The sequence below is a fragment of the Streptomyces europaeiscabiei genome, from assembly GCF_036346855.1.
Taxonomy (GTDB): domain Bacteria; phylum Actinomycetota; class Actinomycetes; order Streptomycetales; family Streptomycetaceae; genus Streptomyces; species Streptomyces europaeiscabiei.
This window is the reverse complement of the sequence record NZ_CP107841.1, coordinates 3,229,394-3,245,819: the sequence shown is the minus strand read 5'-3', so window position 1 is coordinate 3,245,819 and position 16,426 is coordinate 3,229,394. Positions and strand designations below refer to the sequence as shown.

Here is a 16,426-nt window from a genome sequence, read left to right as displayed (position 1 = left end):
CCCACCCGCACCCGACGCACAAACAGCTGCGGCCCGAACCCCTGAAGAGGGATCCGGGCCACACGCCGTTCAGTACAGCCAGGGCAGAACTCAGACGCTCCTGAACGCAAGCACCACGTTGTGCCCACCGAACCCGAAAGAGTCGTTGAGGGCAGCGATACGCCCCTCGACCGGCAGCTTGCGGGCCTCCCCGCGGACGATGTCCGCGTTGGCCTCGGCCTCCGGGTCGAGGTCGTTCACATTGATCGTCGGCGGAGCCACCCGGTGGTACAGCGCGAGCACCGTCGCCACCGTCTCCACCCCACCGGCACCGCCGAGCAGATGCCCGGTCATGGACTTCGTCGCGGACACCGCGAAGTGGTCGGTGTCGTCACCGAACACCTTCCGCAGCGCCTTCAGCTCGGCGATGTCACCGGCCGGCGTCGACGTCCCGTGCGCGTTGACGTGCACGATCTCCGCCGGGTCCAGGTCGGTGTTCTCCAGCAGGTGCTTCAGGGCCTGGGCGATACCCCGCCCCTCCGGCTCCGGCTGAACGATGTCGTGGCCGTCGGCGGAGATGCCCTGGCCCACGGCCTCGGCGTAGACCCGGGCACCCCGCGCCGCCGCGTGCTCCGCCGACTCCAGGACGACGACACCGGCACCCTCGCCGAGGACGAAGCCGTCACGGCCGGTGTCGTACGGACGGGAGGCGCCCTGCGGGTCCTCGTTGTTCTTGGACATCGCCATCATGTTGCCGAACGCGGCGATCGGCAGCGGGTGGATGGCGGCCTCGGTGCCACCGGCGATCACGACATCGGCGCGGCCGGTGCGGATCATCTCGATGGCGTAGCCGATGGCCTCGGCGCCCGACGCGCAGGCGGAGACCGGGGTGTGCACACCGGCACGCGCGCCGACGTACAGACCGACGTTGGCGGACGGGCCGTTGGGCATCAGCATGGGCACGGTGTGCGGGGAGACGCGGCGTACGCCCTTCTCCTTCAACACGTCGTACTGGTCGAGCAGCGTCGTCACACCGCCGATACCGGAGGCGATGACCGCGCCGACGCGGTCCGCGTCGACGGTGCCCTCGTCGGCCGAGGTCTCCGTGTAACCGGCGTCGGCCCACGCCTCCTTGGCCGCGATCAGCGCGAACTGCGCCGAGCGGTCCAGACGGCGGGCCTGCGGCCTGGGAATGACCTCGGACGGCTCCACGGCGATCTGCGCGGCGATACGGACCGCCTGGTCGGCGGCCCACTCCTGCTCCAGGGGACGGACACCGGACTTGCCGGCGATCAGCCCCTCCCAGGTGGAAGTCGCGTCGCCACCCAGCGGTGTGGTTGCGCCGATACCGGTGACGACCACGGTGCGATTGGTCGAGCTCACGGGAATTTTCTCCAACGGTTACGAGGATCAGCGGCGCCACCGCCGGGTGGCGGGGCAAACGGGCCGGTCAGGACCGGTCCGAACCCGATCCGCGGATCAGGCCTGGTTCTTCAGGATGTAGTCGGTCGCGTCGCCGACCGTCTTGAGGTTCTTGACGTCGTCGTCCGGGATCTTGACGTCGAAGCGCTCTTCGGCGGCGACGACGACCTCGACCATGGACAGGGAGTCGACGTCCAGGTCGTCGGTGAAGGACTTGTCCAGCTGGACGTCCTCGACCGGGATGCCGGCGATCTCGTTCACGATGTCGGCGAGACCGGCGACGATCTCTTCCTGGGTGGCGGCCATGTGAGGCGCTCCTTCGTAGTTCTCAGAGGTTTTCAGAGGGTGGGGCGGCCCACCGCGTCAGCGGCAGGTTGTGCATGTCCCGCGCCGGACCACAGGGTCCGGCAGCGGGTGCCTAGGGGAGGGTAACGACCGTCGCGGCGTACACGAGACCCGCCCCGAAGCCGATGACGAGCGCGGTGTCGCCGCTCTTCGCCTCACCGGTCGCCAGGAGCCGCTCCATCGCGAGCGGGATCGAGGCTGCCGAGGTGTTGCCGGTGGTACGCACGTCACGCGCGACCGTGACGTGCTCCGGCAGCTTGAGTGTCTTCACCATCGAGTCGATGATCCGCTCGTTGGCCTGGTGGGGAATGAAGACGTCCAGGTCGTCCGAGCTGATCCCGGCCGCGTCCAGCGCCTGCTGCGCGACCTTCGCCATCTCGAACACGGCCCAGCGGAAGACCGCCTGGCCCTCCTGCGTGATCGCGGGGAACTTGACATTGCCCTCGCTGTCGAGCGGGAGCTTTTCGAGGTCACCGATCCGGTACTCGTCCCACGGGACCGTCTGCTTGATCGTGCCGGACTTGTCGCCCTCGGAGCCCCACACCGTCGGGCCGATGTGCGGCTCCTGGGAGGGGCCGACGACGACCGCGCCGGCGCCGTCACCGAAGAGGAAGGCCGTGGCCCGGTCCTCCAGGTCGGTCAGGTCGGACAGCCGCTCGACGCCGATGACGAGGACGTACTCCGCCGAGCCCTCGACGACCATGCCCTTGGCGAGCGTCAGACCGTAGCCGAAGCCCGCGCAGCCGGCCGAGATGTCGAAGGCGGCGGCCTTGGCCGTACCGAGCTTGTCGGCGATCTCGGTGGCGACGGCCGGGGTCTGGCTGAAGTGCGAGACGGTCGAGACGACGACCGCGCCGATCTGCTCGGCGGAGATCCCGGCGTCGGCGATCGCCTTGCCGGACGCCTCGACGGACATGGCGGCGACGGTCTCCTCGTCGTTCGCCCAGTGCCGGGTCTCGATGCCGGAGCGGGAACGGATCCACTCGTCGGACGAGTCGATCTTCTCCAGGATCACGTCGTTGGGCACCACCCGGACCGGGCGGTAACCGCCCACGCCGAGGATGCGTGCGTACGGGGCGCCCTTGCTCGGCCTGATCTTCGACATGGCTCCAGGGCTCCTAATTCTGGTGCTCGGCGATGAGCGCGCGAGCGGCGTCGAGGTCGTCGGGTGTCTTGAGCGCGACCGTGGCCACGCCCGGCAGGGCACGCTTGGCGAGACCGGTGAGCGTGCCGCCGGGGCACATCTCCACGAGCGCGGTCACGCCCAGCTCCTTGAAGGTCTCCATGCACAGGTCCCAGCGGACCGGGTTGGCGACCTGACCGACGAGACGGGAGAGCACCTCGGCGCCGGTGGCGACGGCCTGCCCGTCCTTGTTCGAGACATAGGTGACCGTGGGGTCCCCGGGCGACAGTTCCTCGGCGGCCTTGGCGAGGGTGTCCACGGCGGGAGCCATGTGGTGCGTGTGGAAGGCGCCGGCGACCTTGAGGGCGACCACGCGCCGTACGCCCTCGGGCATGTCGGCCTCCAGGGCGGCCAGCTGCTCCAGGGTGCCGGCGGCGACGATCTGGCCCGCGCCGTTCACGTTGGCCGGGGTCAGTCCCAGCTTCTCCAGGTGCGGGATCGTCACCTCGGGGTCGCCGCCGAGGAGCGCGGCCATGCCGGTCGCGGTGATCGCGGCGGCCTCGGCCATGGCCAGACCCCGCTTGCGCACGAGGGTCAGTGCGGCCGTGTCGTCGAGGACACCGGTGATCGCGGCGGCGGTGATCTCGCCGACGCTGTGGCCGGCGACCGCGCCGGGCACTACGTCGCCCAGGGCGGCGGCGGACAGCAGCCCGGCCGCCACGAGCAGCGGCTGGGCCACGGCGGTGTCGCGGATCGCGTCGGCGTCGGCCTCGGTGCCGTAGTGGGCGAGGTCCAGTCCGATGGCGTCCGACCACGCGCCGAGACGGTCGGCGGCACCGGGGAGGTCGAGCCAAGGAGTCAGGAAGCCGGGCGTCTGGGCGCCCTGGCCGGGAGCGACGAGTACGAGCACTCTCACACTCTCTCTTGAGGACGGCTCCAGCCGCCCGTGGGGACAGGGACGAAGAACACGTAGGGGTTTTGTAGCCCTTCGACAAAACCCTAGAGCTGGGGATCCCCATCGACCAGACGCCCCAGGATCAGCGCGATCCGCAAGGTGAAGGCCGAGCGTACATCGGAGGGCGACCAGCCGGTGACGTCAGTCACACGTCGGAGCCGGTAGCGCACGGTGTTGGGATGGACGAACAGCATCCGCGCCGCGCCCTCAAGACTTGAGGCCTGTTCGAGGTAGACGCTGAGCGTCTCCAGGAGAGCGGAGCCGGCCTCCTCCAGCGGTCTGTAGATCTCCTCCACCAGTTGCTCGCGCGCACTGGGGTCGCCCGCGATCGCGCGCTCCGGAAGCAGATCGTCCGCCACAACGGGTCGGGGCGCGTCCTGCCACGCCGTGCAGGCCTTGAGCCCCGCGGCAGCCGCCTGCGCCGACCGGGTCGCGGCCAGCAGGTCGGGGACGATCGGCCCGGCCACCACCGGACCGGCCGCATACGGCCCGATCAGCGACTTCGCGACCTGCAACGGGTCGTTGTCGCCGCCGGCGATCACCACCAGCCGGTCGCCGAGCACACCGGTGAGCACCTGCAGCTTGGCGTGCCGCGCCGCGCGCCGGATGGCCTCCACGGTCAGCTCGCTGTCGCCGTCCGGGGCGGTGCCGAGGACCACACAGACATGGTCGGGCGAGTTCCAGCCGAGCGCGGCGGCCCTGCTCACCGCCCCCTCGTCGGCCTCACCGCTGAGCACCGCGTTCACGACCAGGGACTCCAGGCGGGCGTCCCAGGCGCCGCGTGCCTCGGCGGCCTGCGCGTACACCTGCGCGGTGGCGAAGGCGATCTCCCGCGCGTAGACGAGCAGGGCCTCGCGGAGCACGCTCTCGTCGCCGGGCGCGGCCACCTCGTCGATGGCGGACTCCATGACCTCGATGGTCGTGCGCACCATCTCCACGGTCTGCCGGAGCGTGATCGCCCGGGTCAGTTCACGCGGCGCGGTCCCGAACACATCCGTCGAGATGGCCTGCGGGGCGTCGGGATGCCGGAACCACTCCGTGAACGCGGCGATACCGGCCTGGGCGACCAGCCCGATCCACGACCGGTTCTCGGGCGGCATCGCCCGGTACCAGGGCAGCGTCTCGTCCATCCGCGCGATGGCCTGCGCGGCGAGGCTCCCGGACGACTTCTCCAGCCGCTTCAGTGTCGCGATGTGCGGGTGGACGGGCGGTGCGGATGCGGGCCTGCTGGTTTCGGGTTCGGGCACGGGACAAGACTGCCTTATCGCTGCGCTCGCTTGCGCCGTGGGTGTGTGGGCCGGGGGTGCGTTCGTCTGCCCGGGGGTGCGTCTCCGGCAGGGGCTGCCGCCCCCGGGCCCCCGCTTTCGGCCCGGACGGCCTCGCCCTGAAGCGCCGGACGGGCTGGACGGGCTGGACGGGCTGGACGGTGCCGGCCGGTGCCCAGCGCTCGGGCCGGGGATACCGTGGGTGCGTGATGGAGCTGCGGCGCGCCGGTGCGCGCTACCCCGGTGGTGATCCGGAGTCCGGGATCGTCTCCTTGCACGCCTTCTCGTTCGGCTCGCACTACGACCCCGACAATCTCCGGTTCGGGGCGGTGATCGCCTGCAACGAGGAGCGGCTCGCTTCCGGTGCCGGGTTCGACGAGCATCCGCACAGCCACACCGAGATCGTCACCTGGGTCGTCGAGGGCGAACTGACCCACCGCGACACCATCGGCCGCGAGACGGTCGTCCGCCCCGGTGACGTCCAGCGGCTCAGCTCGGCGGGCGGGGTGCGGCATGTCGAGCGCAACGACGGCTCCGTGCCGCTCACCTTCGTGCAGATGTGGCTGGCCCCGCTGGACCCGGGCGGCGACCCCGCGTACGAGGTCGTCCACGGCATCGCCGACTCCACCCCGTACGCCGTTCCCGAGGCGGGTGCCGTGCTGCACGTCCGGCGGCTGGGCACGGCGGGGGAGCGGACCGCGGTGCCGGACGCGGCGCGGGCGTACGTGCACGTCGTACGGGGTGCCGTGCGGCTCGGGCCGCACGAGCTGGGGCCCGGGGACGCGGTGCGGGCCGAGGGGGAGAAGGGGCTGGAACTGGTCGCCGTCTCCGCCCCGGCCGAGGTGCTGGTCTGGGAGTTGGGGGACTGAGCGGGGGTGAGCGCAGCTCTCGGTGGGCTCAACCCGTAGTTCCCGTAGTTCCCGTAGTTCCCGAAGGGACGAGGCGACGACGTCGCGCCGTTCGCGCGCAAGCTGGGCCTGTCCTTCGCGTACGCCACCAACGGCCGCGACATCGTGGAGATCGACTTCAGCATGATCTAGCGCGGAACCCCGGGCGTTCACGCCCGGGAGGAAACGCTTCTTAACACTGCTCTGACGTGCACGGGTGCAGGGTCTGCACTGTTGGCCTCAGTCGGGACGTTTCTGGTTCTCGATGTACTCCTTGATGACGGCGAGCGGGGCGCCCCCGCATGAGGCGGCGAAGTAGGACGGCGACCAGAAGTGCTCACCCCACAGGTACTTGCGGATGTGGCCGGGGAACTCCTGCCGCAGGCGCCGGGCGGAGACGCCCTTGAGGGAGCCGACGAGCCGGGAGATGGCGACCTTGGGCGGGTAATGCACGAGCAGGTGGACGTGATCGCGTTCGCCGTTGAACTCCCGCAGCTCCGCGCCGAAGTCGGTGCACACGTCGCGCATGACCTCTTCGCAGCGCCGAAGGATCTCGTCGGTGAACGGTCCGCGCCGGTACTTGGGGGTGAAGACCAAGTGCGCATGCAGGGTGCAGACGACGCTACGGCCCCTGCGGATATCGGGGTTTGGCTCCCAGCGTGGTGACATAGATCAATGCTACGATCACTCTCGTGAAGATCGTGACGCAGGTCAAACTCATGCCGGACGCCGTGCAGGCATCCGCGCTTGAGCGCACCCTGCGCACGGTCAACGATGCCGCGAACTGGGTGTCACAGGTGGCGTTCGAGCGCGGTGTGCCGCGTGAGTACGAGCTGCGCAAGCACACCTACGCCGAACTCAAGACCCGTGGGCTGGGAGCGCAGGCCGCGCAACACGTCATCAAGAAGGTGCGCGACTCGTACACCACGCTCAAGGCCAACATCCGTGCCGGGAACCTCGGCAAGGAGGGCTCGAAGCGCCGCCGCAGGGCTGAGTCCAAGCCGGTCACCTTTCGCCCCGAAGCCGCACAGCCGTATGACGACCGGTGTCTGAGCTGGCAGCACGACCAGCGGACCGTGTCCGTCTGGACCGTGGACGGCCGAGCCAGGAACATCCGCTTCGCCTGCTCCGCCGACGCGCTCAAGACGCTCCAGGCGCACCGGCAGGGCGAATCCGACCTGATCCAGCGCGACGGCGTGTTCTACCTCGTCGCCACCTGTGACGTGCCCGAGGCCGAGAGTTACGAGCCGGACGGCTTCATCGGCGTGGACCTCGGCATCGAGAACATCGCCACCGCCTCCACCGGCTACCTCGCCGCGGGGCGGGGACTCAACCGGTACCGCAAGCGACAGCTTGCCCTGCGCGCCAAGCTCCAGAAGAAGCGCACCAAGTCCGCCAAGCGGCGGCTCAAGGCCCGTGCCCGCAAAGAGGCGCGGCACGCCGCCAACCAGAACCACATCATCTCCAAGACGATCGTGACCGAGGCTGAACGCACCGGACGCGGCCTGTCCCTCGAAGAACTCAAGGGCATCCGCAACCGGGTACGGCTCCGCAAGCCCCAACGGGTCGCACTCCACTCCTGGGCCTTCGCCCAGCTCGCAGACTTCATCGTCTACAAGGCCAAGCGGGCCGGGGTACCCCTGGTCTTCGTCGATCCCGCGTACACGTCGCAGACGTGCGCCGAGTGCGGCCACGTCGACAAGCGAAACCGTGTCGACCAGGGGCTCTTCATCTGCCGGAGGTGCGGGGTCGTTGCCCACGCCGACCGGAACGCATCCCACAACATCGCCACCCGTGGCGAGAGCGTGTGGAATGCGGGGCGTGAGTCACGCGTCCCTGCCACCCCATAGGGGTGTCTGGACGGAGGAGTCCACCCCAGCAGCCAGCTGGGCACTACCTCCAAGCCCGGTCCTTCAGGGCCGGGTCAAGTTGACTGGAGACAAGCCGGCCATCCGGTCGGCCATCCGGTCGGTCGACCGGTTTCCGTCGCGCGACGGGGCCTGATCAACCGGCTGAAGGACTGGCGCGGCATCGCCACAGGCTTCGACATGACGCCCGAGAGCCACCTCGCCGGCCTCCAACTCCGTGCCTCGACGATCTGGCTCGAAGATCTCTTGCGAGCAGCCGGTTGATCACGACATCACACAGGCCCTAGCACGAGGCGATGCCCGACGAGTCATAGGTGGAAAGGTTGGCCATCGATGTCCAGCCTTCGGTCGAGGTCCCCGCGATGCGGCCGTACATCCACTCGTTGCCGTGCACGTTGATGACCTTGCACCAGTAGTAGAACACCTTGCCGGAGTTGACGTAGCCGACGTTGTCGCAGTTGGCCTGGGGCCAGTTCTTGAGGTTGGTGCTTATCTTGAGGGTGCCTGCTCCGCCACCGTTGGTGGAAGGAAGGAGGTAGGCACAGTTGTCCGCCTGCGCGGCGGCATGGGCCGACGGTGACATCGCCACGGTGCTGGCGAACGCCATCAGGAGGGTGGCCACGGCCATGATGAGTACCCGTACCCGGTGGTGCTGTGACAGTGCGTGAAACACGTGCATCTCCTTTGTCGTATCCATCACTGGTGCACGCGATGACGGTGCGGCGTGCAGCCCGTGTACGGTCCCGCATCCATGCTCCGGGGGCGTCAGCCCGGGAGTTGAGGAACGGGGTAAACCTGCGCGGTACCAAGTCCGTCGGGTGTCAACCTGTGCGGTAGGCAGGTCCGTCGCCGGGTTGATGGCCGCGTGCCCACCGGGCCCGTAGCCTGTTCCGATGCGCACGAGGGCATTGCCGGTCGCCCGACTCGGCGATATGGATCCGCGGATTGCCGATGCCCTGCTGGCCGTGGGTGTGACCGCTGCCTCACTGATCGCCGGCGAGCAGTACCACCCCGCGGGGTGGGAACGGTTCGATGCTCTCGCGTACGCGCTGAGCGTCCTGATCAACCTTCCGCTCGCGCTGCGCCGACGGGCCCCCGTGCCGGTGCTGGTGGTCTCCTGCCTGGCATTCGCCGCGTACCTGATGGCTGGCTATCAGCCGTCGCTGAACTTCTGGACCCCCGTGATCGCGCTGTACAGCGTTGCCGCCCACCGGTCTCCGAGGACGGCGGCGGCCGCCGCGGCGCTGACCGCCGCCGTCATCCTCTACAGCGGTCTGACCGTGCCGGAACTCGGCATCCTGCTCCCCGTCGTACAGGCCCTGGCGGTTCCGGTTGTCGTCTGGCTGGTCGGCAACGGCACCCGCCGACTGGCCGAGCGCAACCGGCAGCTGGCCGCCGTGACCGAACAACTGCGCAGGGAGCAGGAGGAGCGGGCCCGCCAGGCGGTCACCGAGGAGCGGATGCGCATCGCCCGGGAACTCCACGATGTGGTCGCCCACCACATGGCGGTGATCGCCCAGCACGCCGACCTGGCCAACTATGTGTTCAGCACGGAACCGCTGACGGCACGCCAGGCGCTCGAGACCATCGGGGCCAGCGGCCGGGAGGGGCTGGCGGAGATGCGGAGCATGCTGGACCTCCTGAGGGTCGGCCCGGAAGGCGCCGACGACGACTCGTACACGCCGGCGCCCGGCCTGGACCGGCTCGGCGAACTGGTCCAGGGGATCACCACCGCCGACATGCCGGTCCGGCTGCGGATCGAAGGAGCCGCGCGGCGACTGCCGACCGGGATGGGGCAGAGCGCCTACCGGATCGTCCAGGAGGCGCTGACCAACGCGGCCAAGCATGCCCGCCCCTGCCGAGCCACCGTACTGGTGCGGTACGGCGGCGACTCACTCTTGATCCAGGTCTGTGACAACGGGCAGCAGCCAGTTCCGGCCAACAGCACAGGATCGACCGGTTACGGCTTGATCGGCATGCGGGAGCGGGCCAGGATCTTCGGCGGGGTGCTCACCACCGGTCCCCGGCCGCAGGGCGGGTTCGAGGTGGAACTCAACCTGCCCATCCCGGCGGGGAGTACGGACTCCCGGCTGAGCCGGCCCGATTAGCCGACCGGAAGAGGGAGGACAGCGGGGATGCCCACCGTGCTCGTCGTCGACGACGACCTCGTCTTCCGCACCGGTCTGGTCACCCTGCTGGACAGGGCACCGGGCATCCTGGTCGCGGGTGAGGCCTCGGGCGGTGAGGAAGCCGTGCGCCTGGCGGCGGCCTGCAAGCCCGACGTGATCCTGATGGACATCCGTATGCCGCACGGCGACGGGATCACCGCCACCGGACAGATCGTTGGCGCGGCGGCCGACCCGCCACCCCGGGTGATCGTCCTGACCACCTTCGACCTCGACAGGTACGTCTACGAGGCTTTACGGGTCGGTGCCTGCGGGTTCCTCCTCAAGGGCACCCCGCCCGACCGGCTGTTCGCGGCGATCGAGACCGTCGCGTCCGGCGACATGCTCTTCTCCCCCAGCGTCACCCGCCGCCTGATCGAGGCTTACGTGCTCTCCCCGGAGCCGACGGCTGAAATCCCACCTCGGACGGGATCGCTCACCCCTCGCGAGCTCGAGGTTCTGCGCATGGTGGGCACCGGCCTGTCCAACACCGAGATCGCCGAACGGCTCGTCCTCAGCACGGCGACCGTGAAGACCCACATCAACCGGACGATGACCAAGCTCGACCTGTCCAGCCGTGCCCAAGCCGTCGTCCACGCCTACGAAACCGGTCTGGTCACGCCGAAGCGTTACCAGCCGGCCCCTCCGCGGCGAGGCTCCGGTGAACTCCTCTGACACCGCCATCGGGGTTCGCGGCGGACGGCCGGACGACCGGACGGCCGGACGACCGGACGGGGCGCGCTCAGCCCGCGTCCATGAACTCGGCCAGGGCCAGGGCCCGTTCGGCGATCCGGACGTCGCCGATCCAGCCGTGCAGGATCTGGTCGATCTTCCCGGCGTATCCGTACCCGTACCCGCCCAGCAGCCAGGGCAGCCCGAGCGCCGTGAGCCCGGTCGGCCGCGTCGACGGATTGCGCGCCACCGGGCATCCGTCGGCAGTTGCTCGCGACTGCCCGTCCCGGCAACCGCAGACGCACTCGCCGAAGGCGGGCGTGGCCTGCTGCTCGTCGAGGCGGTCACCGACCGGTGGGGGGTGGAGCCGCACCCCGGCAGGAGGGGCAAGAGGGTGTGGTTCGAGTGCCTGCCCAAGACGCCGGGCGGAGGGTGAGGCCGCCCGGTGATCAGAAGTACCTCAGCCCCGCAACTCTGCGAGCACGGCGTCCGTGAACGGCGTCCATGCCTCGACCGCCCACGGCCCGAACGCCCGGTCCGTCAGCGCGACACACGCCACCCCTGCCGCCGGGTCGATCCACAGGAACGTCCCCGACTGCCCGAAGTGCCCGAACGTCCCCGGTGATGACGAAGTCCCCGTCCAGTGCGGTGCCTTGGAGTCCCGGATCTCGAAGCCGAGCCCCCAGTCGTTGGGGTTCTGGTGCCCGTAGCCCGGCAGGACGCCCTTCGTGCCCGGGTACTGCACGGTCATCGCCTCCGCGACCGTCCGCGGGTCCAGCAGCCGGGGCGCCTGCACCTCGGCGGCGAACCGCACCAGGTCGTCGACGGTCGAGACGCCGTCCTTCGCGGGGGAACCGTCGAGGGAGGTGGACGTCATCCCCAGCGGTTCCAGCACCGCCTGCCGCGCGTACTCCGCGAACGGGATGTCCGCCGCCTTGGCCACATGGTCCCCGAGCGCCTCGAACCCGGCGTTGGAGTACAGCCGCCGCACCCCCGGCGCCGCCGTCACCCGGTGCTCGTCGAAGGCCAGCCCCGAGGTGTGCGCCAGCAGATGCCGCACGGTCGACCCCGCCGGCCCCGCCGCCTCGTCCAGCTCGATCGCCCCCTCCTCGTACGCGACCAGCGCGGCGTACGCGGCGAGCGGCTTGGTGACCGAGGCCAGCGGGAAGCGGTGCCCGAGCGGACCGTGGGTCCCGAGGACGGTTCCGTCCGCCCGTACGACGGCCGCGGCGGCCGTGGGAACCGGCCAGTTCTCGATCAACGCGAAGCTCTGCAGAGACATGTTCACGAGCCTAAGCGGCTCAGAGGTCCAGTTGCATCAAGGGGTCGGGCCTGCGCCGGAAGCCCATCGACTCGTACAGCGGCTCGGCGTCGGTGGAGGCGGTCAGATGGACGTATCCGGCGCCGACCTCGCGGAACCAGTCGACAAGGGCTTCCATGCAGGCACGGGCGTAGCCCCGGCGCCGGCAGTCCGGGTCGGTGGCCACGCTGAAGACGTGCCCGACCGCGCCGCGCGGGTTGCCGGGCTTCCCGATCCGGTAGTCGATCGTCCCCACCACCAGCGCGGCGAGCGTGCCCGGCCGCTCCGGACGGTCGACGACGAACGCCGCGAACTCCCCGTCGGAACCGGCGAGTCGGCGGCGCAGCGTGGGCAGGGACTCGGCGTGCCAGTCGGTCGGACCACCCGACCCCGGGGGCGACATCGAGTCGATCATCACCTGGCGCAGCCGGAGCACTTCCACCGCGTCCTCGGCCGTGGCACGTCGTACAAGACCCATGCCCGCACGCTAACCAGCGGGATCACGTCACGTCCTCGTGTTTTCTCACCGTAATCGCTTGCTTGGAGCGCACTCCAAGGTTTTAGCGTGGGGGGCATGACGGTGATGGAGACCACGAGTACGGCGAGTGCCACGAGTGCCACGAGTGCCGCCGGTACCGACAGTTGCGCCGGTCCACCGCCGAAGCCGCGCCGGCCGGACGGGCAGGACAGGTACACGATCAGCGAGGTCGTCGACCTCACCGGTCTGACGGCGCACACGCTGCGCTGGTACGAGCGGATCGGACTGATGCCGCACATCGACCGTTCCCACACCGGCCAGCGCCGCTACCGCAACCGCGACCTGGACTGGCTCGACCTGGTCGGCAAGCTCCGGCTGACCGGCATGCCGGTCGCCGACATGGTCCGGTACGCGGAACTGGTGCGCGAGGGCGACGACACCTACTCCGAGCGCTTCGAACTGCTCAAGGCGACCAGGCAGGACGTCCTGTCCCGGATCGCCGAGCTCCAGGGCACCCTGAACGTGCTCGACCGCAAGATCAACTTCTATGCTGACGCCGGGCAGGCCCTGGCGTCGGAGAGGGCCTCATGACGGACGGCAGGATCGCGAAGGCACGGCTTGGCACCGACGGGCCGGAGGTCGGCGTACAGGGCCTCGGCTGTATGGGCATGAGCTTCGCGTACGGCCCCTCGGACGCGGCGGAGTCCAGGGCCACCCTGGAGCGCGCGCTGGAACTGGGCGTCACGCTCTACGACACGGCGCACGCGTACGGCGCCGGGGAGAACGAGAGGTTCCTCTCCCCCTTCTTCAAGGCGTACCGCGACGACGTCGTCATCGCCACCAAGTTCGGTCTGGCGATCGATCCCGACGACCCGACCAAGCGGATCATCCGCAACGACGCGGCGTACATCCGCGAGTCCGTCGAGGGGAGTCTGCGCCGTCTCGACGTCGACGTGATCGACCTCTACTACATGCACCGCCGTGACGTGAGCGTCCCCATCGAGGAGACCGTCGGCGTCATGGCCGAGCTGGTCCGCGAGGGCAAGGCCAAGCAGCTGGGCCTCAGCGAGGTCACGGCCGCCGAACTTCGCGCGGCCCACGCCGTGCACCCCATCGCCGCCCTGCAGTCCGAGTGGTCCCTCTTCAGCCGGGACATCGAGGCGAACGTCGTCCCCACCGCCCGCGATCTCGGCATCACCCTCGTCGCCTACTCCCCCCTCGGTCGGGGCTTCCTCACCGGCTCCTTCGCCAAGGCCGAGGACCTCACCGCCGACGACTTCCGCCGCCAACAGCCCCGCTTCACGGGCGACAACGCCACCGCCAACGCGACTCTCCTCGACCCCGTCCGCAAGGTCGCCGAGAGCCACGACGCCACCCTCGGCCAGGTCGCCCTGGCCTGGGTCCACCAACAGGCCGCCATGCACGGCCTGCCCGTGGTCCCCATCCCGGGCACCCGCAAGCCCGGCAGGGTGCAGGAGAACACGGCGGCCACCCGGATCGTCCTCGGCGAGGACGACATGACCCTGCTGGAACCGATAGCGACCCAGGTGGCGGGCGACCGCTACGCGGACATGCGGTTCACGTCGGCAGGCAGGGAGTAGACCAGAGCTTTCGGACGGGGCGAGGCGAACTGTTCGGACGGGGCGACGCGAACTGTTCGGCCAGGGGCGGCGAGGGCTTTTGCTTTTGAGGGCGCGAGGAACTGCGCGACAAGCCACGACGCACCCGCACTCGGCAACGTCGCGGATCCCCGGACGGCGAGTGGCTACAACTCGGCCAACAGTTCCGCCTTCTTCACACTGAACTCCTCATCCGTCACCAGCCCCGCCTCGTGCAACTCCCCAAGATGCCGGATCCGGTCGGCGATGTCGGCCGGATCCCGCCGGGGCCCGGTATCGGCCGGCGCACCCGCGGGCCCCGCCGACCGCACCGCCGCCAGCACGGCCGCGGCGAACGGCAACGACTCGTGCACCGGCCCGTACCCCAGCCCGAACACGACGGCGGCGGGATCATGGTCGGGCTGCGGCGGCTGCTCACCGGAGGCATCGCGTCGCAGCAACCGCAGATACCCCTCCAAGAGCTCCGGCGACCGCCACTCGACCCCGCTGAGCGCACCGACCGGGAAACTCTGGTCCCCGGCCTTCCACTTCGCCGACGACGCCCCCGTCCAGAACCACCGGAACGACACCGACCGCCCGTCGAACGAGGCCTTCCCGTCGTACGCCTTGAACTGCAACGGCACCTCGGGCGCCGCCACGAGAAACCGATCGGCCGGCCCGGACCCGGTCAACCGCGCCCGCAGCTCGTCGGCGTAGTACTCCGCGAGCGTCTCCTGCTCGGCCGGCAGCACCAGCCGGTAGGGGTCGGAGCCCTCCTTGAGCTGGTCCGACGCCGCCTCCATCAGCGGATCGGCGCCCGGTCGCGGCACGGCACGCAGTACGACGGTGCCCCGCTTCCCGGGAGTCAGTGTCACCCCCGCGATCGCCTCCAGGGGGATGCGTCGCTCACCGAGTGCCTGGAAGAGCTTCGGCGTGCGAATCCCCCGTTCGAAGCGGATGAGCACGGAGTCGGACTCGAACTCCCAGGCGGCATGAAATCCGGCCAGTACGTCACCCATGCGGCTCATCGTATGCGTGCGACGCGGGGAAGTCCCGACCGTGGCGAACCGCACTTTTACCCTCCTCTACGCGCGTCAGGCCGCAGTGCTGTCGGACAGACCCGCCAGGCACGCGTCGTCCTCCCGCGCACAGTGCACCGACTCATAGGCGCCGATGCCGATTTCGGCGAAGTTGTACAGGCTTTCGGTACCCGGCTCGAAATAGCCGCTGTGCCCTTGGGCGTCGGCCGCCGACAGGATGCGCGCCCCGAACTCCGAGGAGACCGGGTCGGCGCCGTGGCCGAGCCCGCCGACCTCCAGGTACGGCACGTCCTGGATCCAGTCGTCGGCGTCCCGCATGGCCCACACCCGGGCCGCGGTACGCAGATGACCGACCGTCTCGGCACGCATGCCGGGGCTGCCCGCGACCGCGATGTCGGTGACCCGCGACGGCAGCGAGGGTGCGGCGACCCCGCACACCACGGAGCCGTAGCTGTGGCACACCAGCGCGACGGTGGAACCGCCGGGCAGGCTCCGCACCAGCGCGTTCAGCCGGACCGAGCCCTGTTCGGCGCGGAGCGCGGTGGCCGAGTCGAGGCCGAGGCCGGTGGGCGCGGTGTAGTCGGCCCAGGCGATCACGGCCGTACGCGTCCCGGGGCCCGCCGAACGCTCGGCCTCGTAGAGCGCTTCGGCCATGCCGACGGGCGCGGAGTACCGGCGGTTGGTGCGCTGGAAGTTGATGACGTTGGTGTCGACGCCGGGGACGACGACCGAGACGCGCTCCGCCTTGTCGAGGCTGCCGAAGACCTCGGCGACCCGGCCGTTGCCTTCGGGGCTGAAGGCGAGGATGTGCCGCTTCTTCACGGCGAGCATGTCGAGGCGGTGCATCCGGCGGCCGGCCTCGTACCGGCCGGTCTCGGAGAGCCGCTGGTCGTGCATGCGTTCTCGTTCAAGACCGCTCTGCTGCTTCAGCGCGATGCGGTTGGCCCGGTACCGCAGCTCGACGGGGGCGCCGTTCATGTTGCCGACGGCGAGCGGATACCGGTGGGCGAGCCTGGTGCGCTGGTACGCGGTGAGCGAGGCGAAGAAGGCGGCCAGGCGGTGCGGGGACGATTCGGCGTCCGGCAGTTCGCGGCCGTCGAGGTGTCCGCGCTGCCACGAGGAGAGCGACGCCTGCAGCGGCGACTCCTCGCGATGGCTGCGGATCGCGGTCCAGCCGGTGGTCGCCAGCATCACGAAAACCACGGCCAGCGCCAGCAGTGCGCGCCAGACGTTCAGTTGCGGGGAGGAGTCGAAGGAAGTCACTGAAAGGACACACTAAGAGAACGGAAGGGTCTCGCGTTAACCAAGTGAGAGGGATCACGTTTCGAT

The 16,426-nt window shown here is 69.9% G+C and carries 17 protein-coding genes and 1 pseudogene; 6 read left to right on the top strand and 12 right to left on the bottom strand.

Translation table 11 applies throughout. The annotated features are described in order from the left end of the window. Positions 1 to 90: 90 nt before the first annotated feature. From fabF to fasR, 5 genes are all read right to left on the bottom strand, one after another. The gene (gene fabF / locus OG858_RS14075) at positions 91 to 1,362 is read right to left on the bottom strand and encodes a beta-ketoacyl-ACP synthase II (RefSeq protein ID WP_037704452.1); all 1,272 of its coding nucleotides are present in this window, start codon (positions 1,360 to 1,362) and stop codon (positions 91 to 93) included. Positions 1,363 to 1,458: 96 nt separating this feature from the next. Then, positions 1,459 to 1,707 (bottom strand): acyl carrier protein, encoded by a 249-nt coding sequence (locus OG858_RS14070; RefSeq protein ID WP_037704453.1) that lies wholly within the window; start codon positions 1,705 to 1,707, stop codon positions 1,459 to 1,461. 112 nt (positions 1,708 to 1,819) lie between these two features. Beyond that, a complete protein-coding gene (locus tag OG858_RS14065; RefSeq protein WP_086753137.1) occupies positions 1,820 to 2,851 on the bottom strand; it encodes a ketoacyl-ACP synthase III in 1,032 nt (343 codons plus the stop codon). 13 nt (positions 2,852 to 2,864) lie between these two features. Continuing rightward, positions 2,865 to 3,779: an ACP S-malonyltransferase gene (locus OG858_RS14060; RefSeq protein WP_086753139.1), complete on the bottom strand. Its 915-nt coding sequence runs from the start codon at positions 3,777 to 3,779 to the stop codon at positions 2,865 to 2,867. Between the two features lie 89 nt (positions 3,780 to 3,868). Next, the gene (gene fasR, locus OG858_RS14055; protein WP_086753141.1) at positions 3,869 to 5,071 is read right to left on the bottom strand and encodes a fatty acid biosynthesis transcriptional regulator FasR; all 1,203 of its coding nucleotides are present in this window, start codon (positions 5,069 to 5,071) and stop codon (positions 3,869 to 3,871) included. Positions 5,072 to 5,295: 224 nt separating this feature from the next. Here fasR and OG858_RS14050 point away from each other — a divergent pair, with 224 nt between their 5' ends. Further along, positions 5,296 to 5,958, top strand: coding sequence for a pirin family protein (locus OG858_RS14050; protein WP_408059398.1), 663 nt, complete (start codon positions 5,296 to 5,298; stop codon positions 5,956 to 5,958). Between the two features lie 258 nt (positions 5,959 to 6,216). On the opposite strand, the gene tnpA is transcribed toward OG858_RS14050, so the two are convergent. Beyond that, positions 6,217 to 6,645, bottom strand: a complete 429-nt coding sequence (gene tnpA, locus OG858_RS14045; protein ID WP_086747703.1) for an IS200/IS605 family transposase — start codon at positions 6,643 to 6,645, stop codon at positions 6,217 to 6,219. Positions 6,646 to 6,695: 50 nt separating this feature from the next. Here tnpA and OG858_RS14040 point away from each other — a divergent pair, with 50 nt between their 5' ends. Further along, a complete protein-coding gene (locus tag OG858_RS14040; protein WP_328545335.1) occupies positions 6,696 to 7,826 on the top strand; it encodes an RNA-guided endonuclease InsQ/TnpB family protein in 1,131 nt (376 codons plus the stop codon). A gap of 301 nt (positions 7,827 to 8,127) precedes the next feature. Here the strand turns inward: OG858_RS14040 and OG858_RS14035 are convergent, their stop codons facing one another. Continuing rightward, positions 8,128 to 8,517 carry a hypothetical protein gene (locus OG858_RS14035; protein WP_256960119.1) on the bottom strand — a complete coding sequence of 130 codons (390 nt, stop codon included), beginning with the start codon at positions 8,515 to 8,517 and terminating at the stop codon, positions 8,128 to 8,130. Between the two features lie 259 nt (positions 8,518 to 8,776). On the opposite strand from OG858_RS14035, the gene OG858_RS14030 reads away from it, so the two are divergent. Together OG858_RS14030 and OG858_RS14025 are read left to right on the top strand one after the other, a co-directional pair. After that, on the top strand, positions 8,777 to 9,952 hold the full coding sequence (locus OG858_RS14030) for a sensor histidine kinase (protein WP_256960120.1): 1,176 nt from the start codon (positions 8,777 to 8,779) through the stop codon (positions 9,950 to 9,952). Between the two features lie 27 nt (positions 9,953 to 9,979). Further along, entirely contained in the window at positions 9,980 to 10,684 is a 705-nt protein-coding gene (locus OG858_RS14025; protein WP_086746106.1) for a response regulator, read from the top strand. 67 nt (positions 10,685 to 10,751) lie between these two features. Here the strand turns inward: OG858_RS14025 and OG858_RS14020 are convergent. The 3 genes and pseudogenes from OG858_RS14020 to OG858_RS14005 all read right to left on the bottom strand — a co-directional run. Continuing rightward, positions 10,752 to 10,943, bottom strand: a pseudogene (locus OG858_RS14020) (LamG-like jellyroll fold domain-containing protein); the annotation flags it as partial. A gap of 198 nt (positions 10,944 to 11,141) precedes the next feature. Further along, entirely contained in the window at positions 11,142 to 11,963 is an 822-nt protein-coding gene (locus tag OG858_RS14010; protein ID WP_319318762.1) for a serine hydrolase domain-containing protein, read from the bottom strand. Positions 11,964 to 11,982: 19 nt separating this feature from the next. After that, positions 11,983 to 12,459 carry a GNAT family N-acetyltransferase gene (locus OG858_RS14005; protein ID WP_319064697.1) on the bottom strand — a complete coding sequence of 159 codons (477 nt, stop codon included), beginning with the start codon at positions 12,457 to 12,459 and terminating at the stop codon, positions 11,983 to 11,985. A 96-nt stretch (positions 12,460 to 12,555) separates the two neighbouring features. Here OG858_RS14005 and OG858_RS14000 point away from each other — a divergent pair, with 96 nt between their 5' ends. Further along, positions 12,556 to 13,050 carry a MerR family transcriptional regulator gene (locus OG858_RS14000; RefSeq protein ID WP_328544835.1) on the top strand — a complete coding sequence of 165 codons (495 nt, stop codon included), beginning with the start codon at positions 12,556 to 12,558 and terminating at the stop codon, positions 13,048 to 13,050. After that, positions 13,047 to 14,060: an aldo/keto reductase gene (locus OG858_RS13995; protein ID WP_328544836.1), complete on the top strand. Its 1,014-nt coding sequence runs from the start codon at positions 13,047 to 13,049 to the stop codon at positions 14,058 to 14,060. Before OG858_RS14000 ends, OG858_RS13995 begins: the two co-directional genes overlap by 4 nt. A 164-nt stretch (positions 14,061 to 14,224) precedes the next feature. Here the strand turns inward: OG858_RS13995 and OG858_RS13990 are convergent, their stop codons facing one another. Further along, positions 14,225 to 15,076 (bottom strand): DUF4429 domain-containing protein, encoded by an 852-nt coding sequence (locus tag OG858_RS13990; RefSeq protein WP_328544837.1) that lies wholly within the window; start codon positions 15,074 to 15,076, stop codon positions 14,225 to 14,227. A gap of 75 nt (positions 15,077 to 15,151) precedes the next feature. Next, positions 15,152 to 16,360 carry an alpha/beta hydrolase gene (locus OG858_RS13985; RefSeq protein ID WP_328544838.1) on the bottom strand — a complete coding sequence of 403 codons (1,209 nt, stop codon included), beginning with the start codon at positions 16,358 to 16,360 and terminating at the stop codon, positions 15,152 to 15,154. Between the last annotated feature and the right edge of the window lie 66 nt (positions 16,361 to 16,426).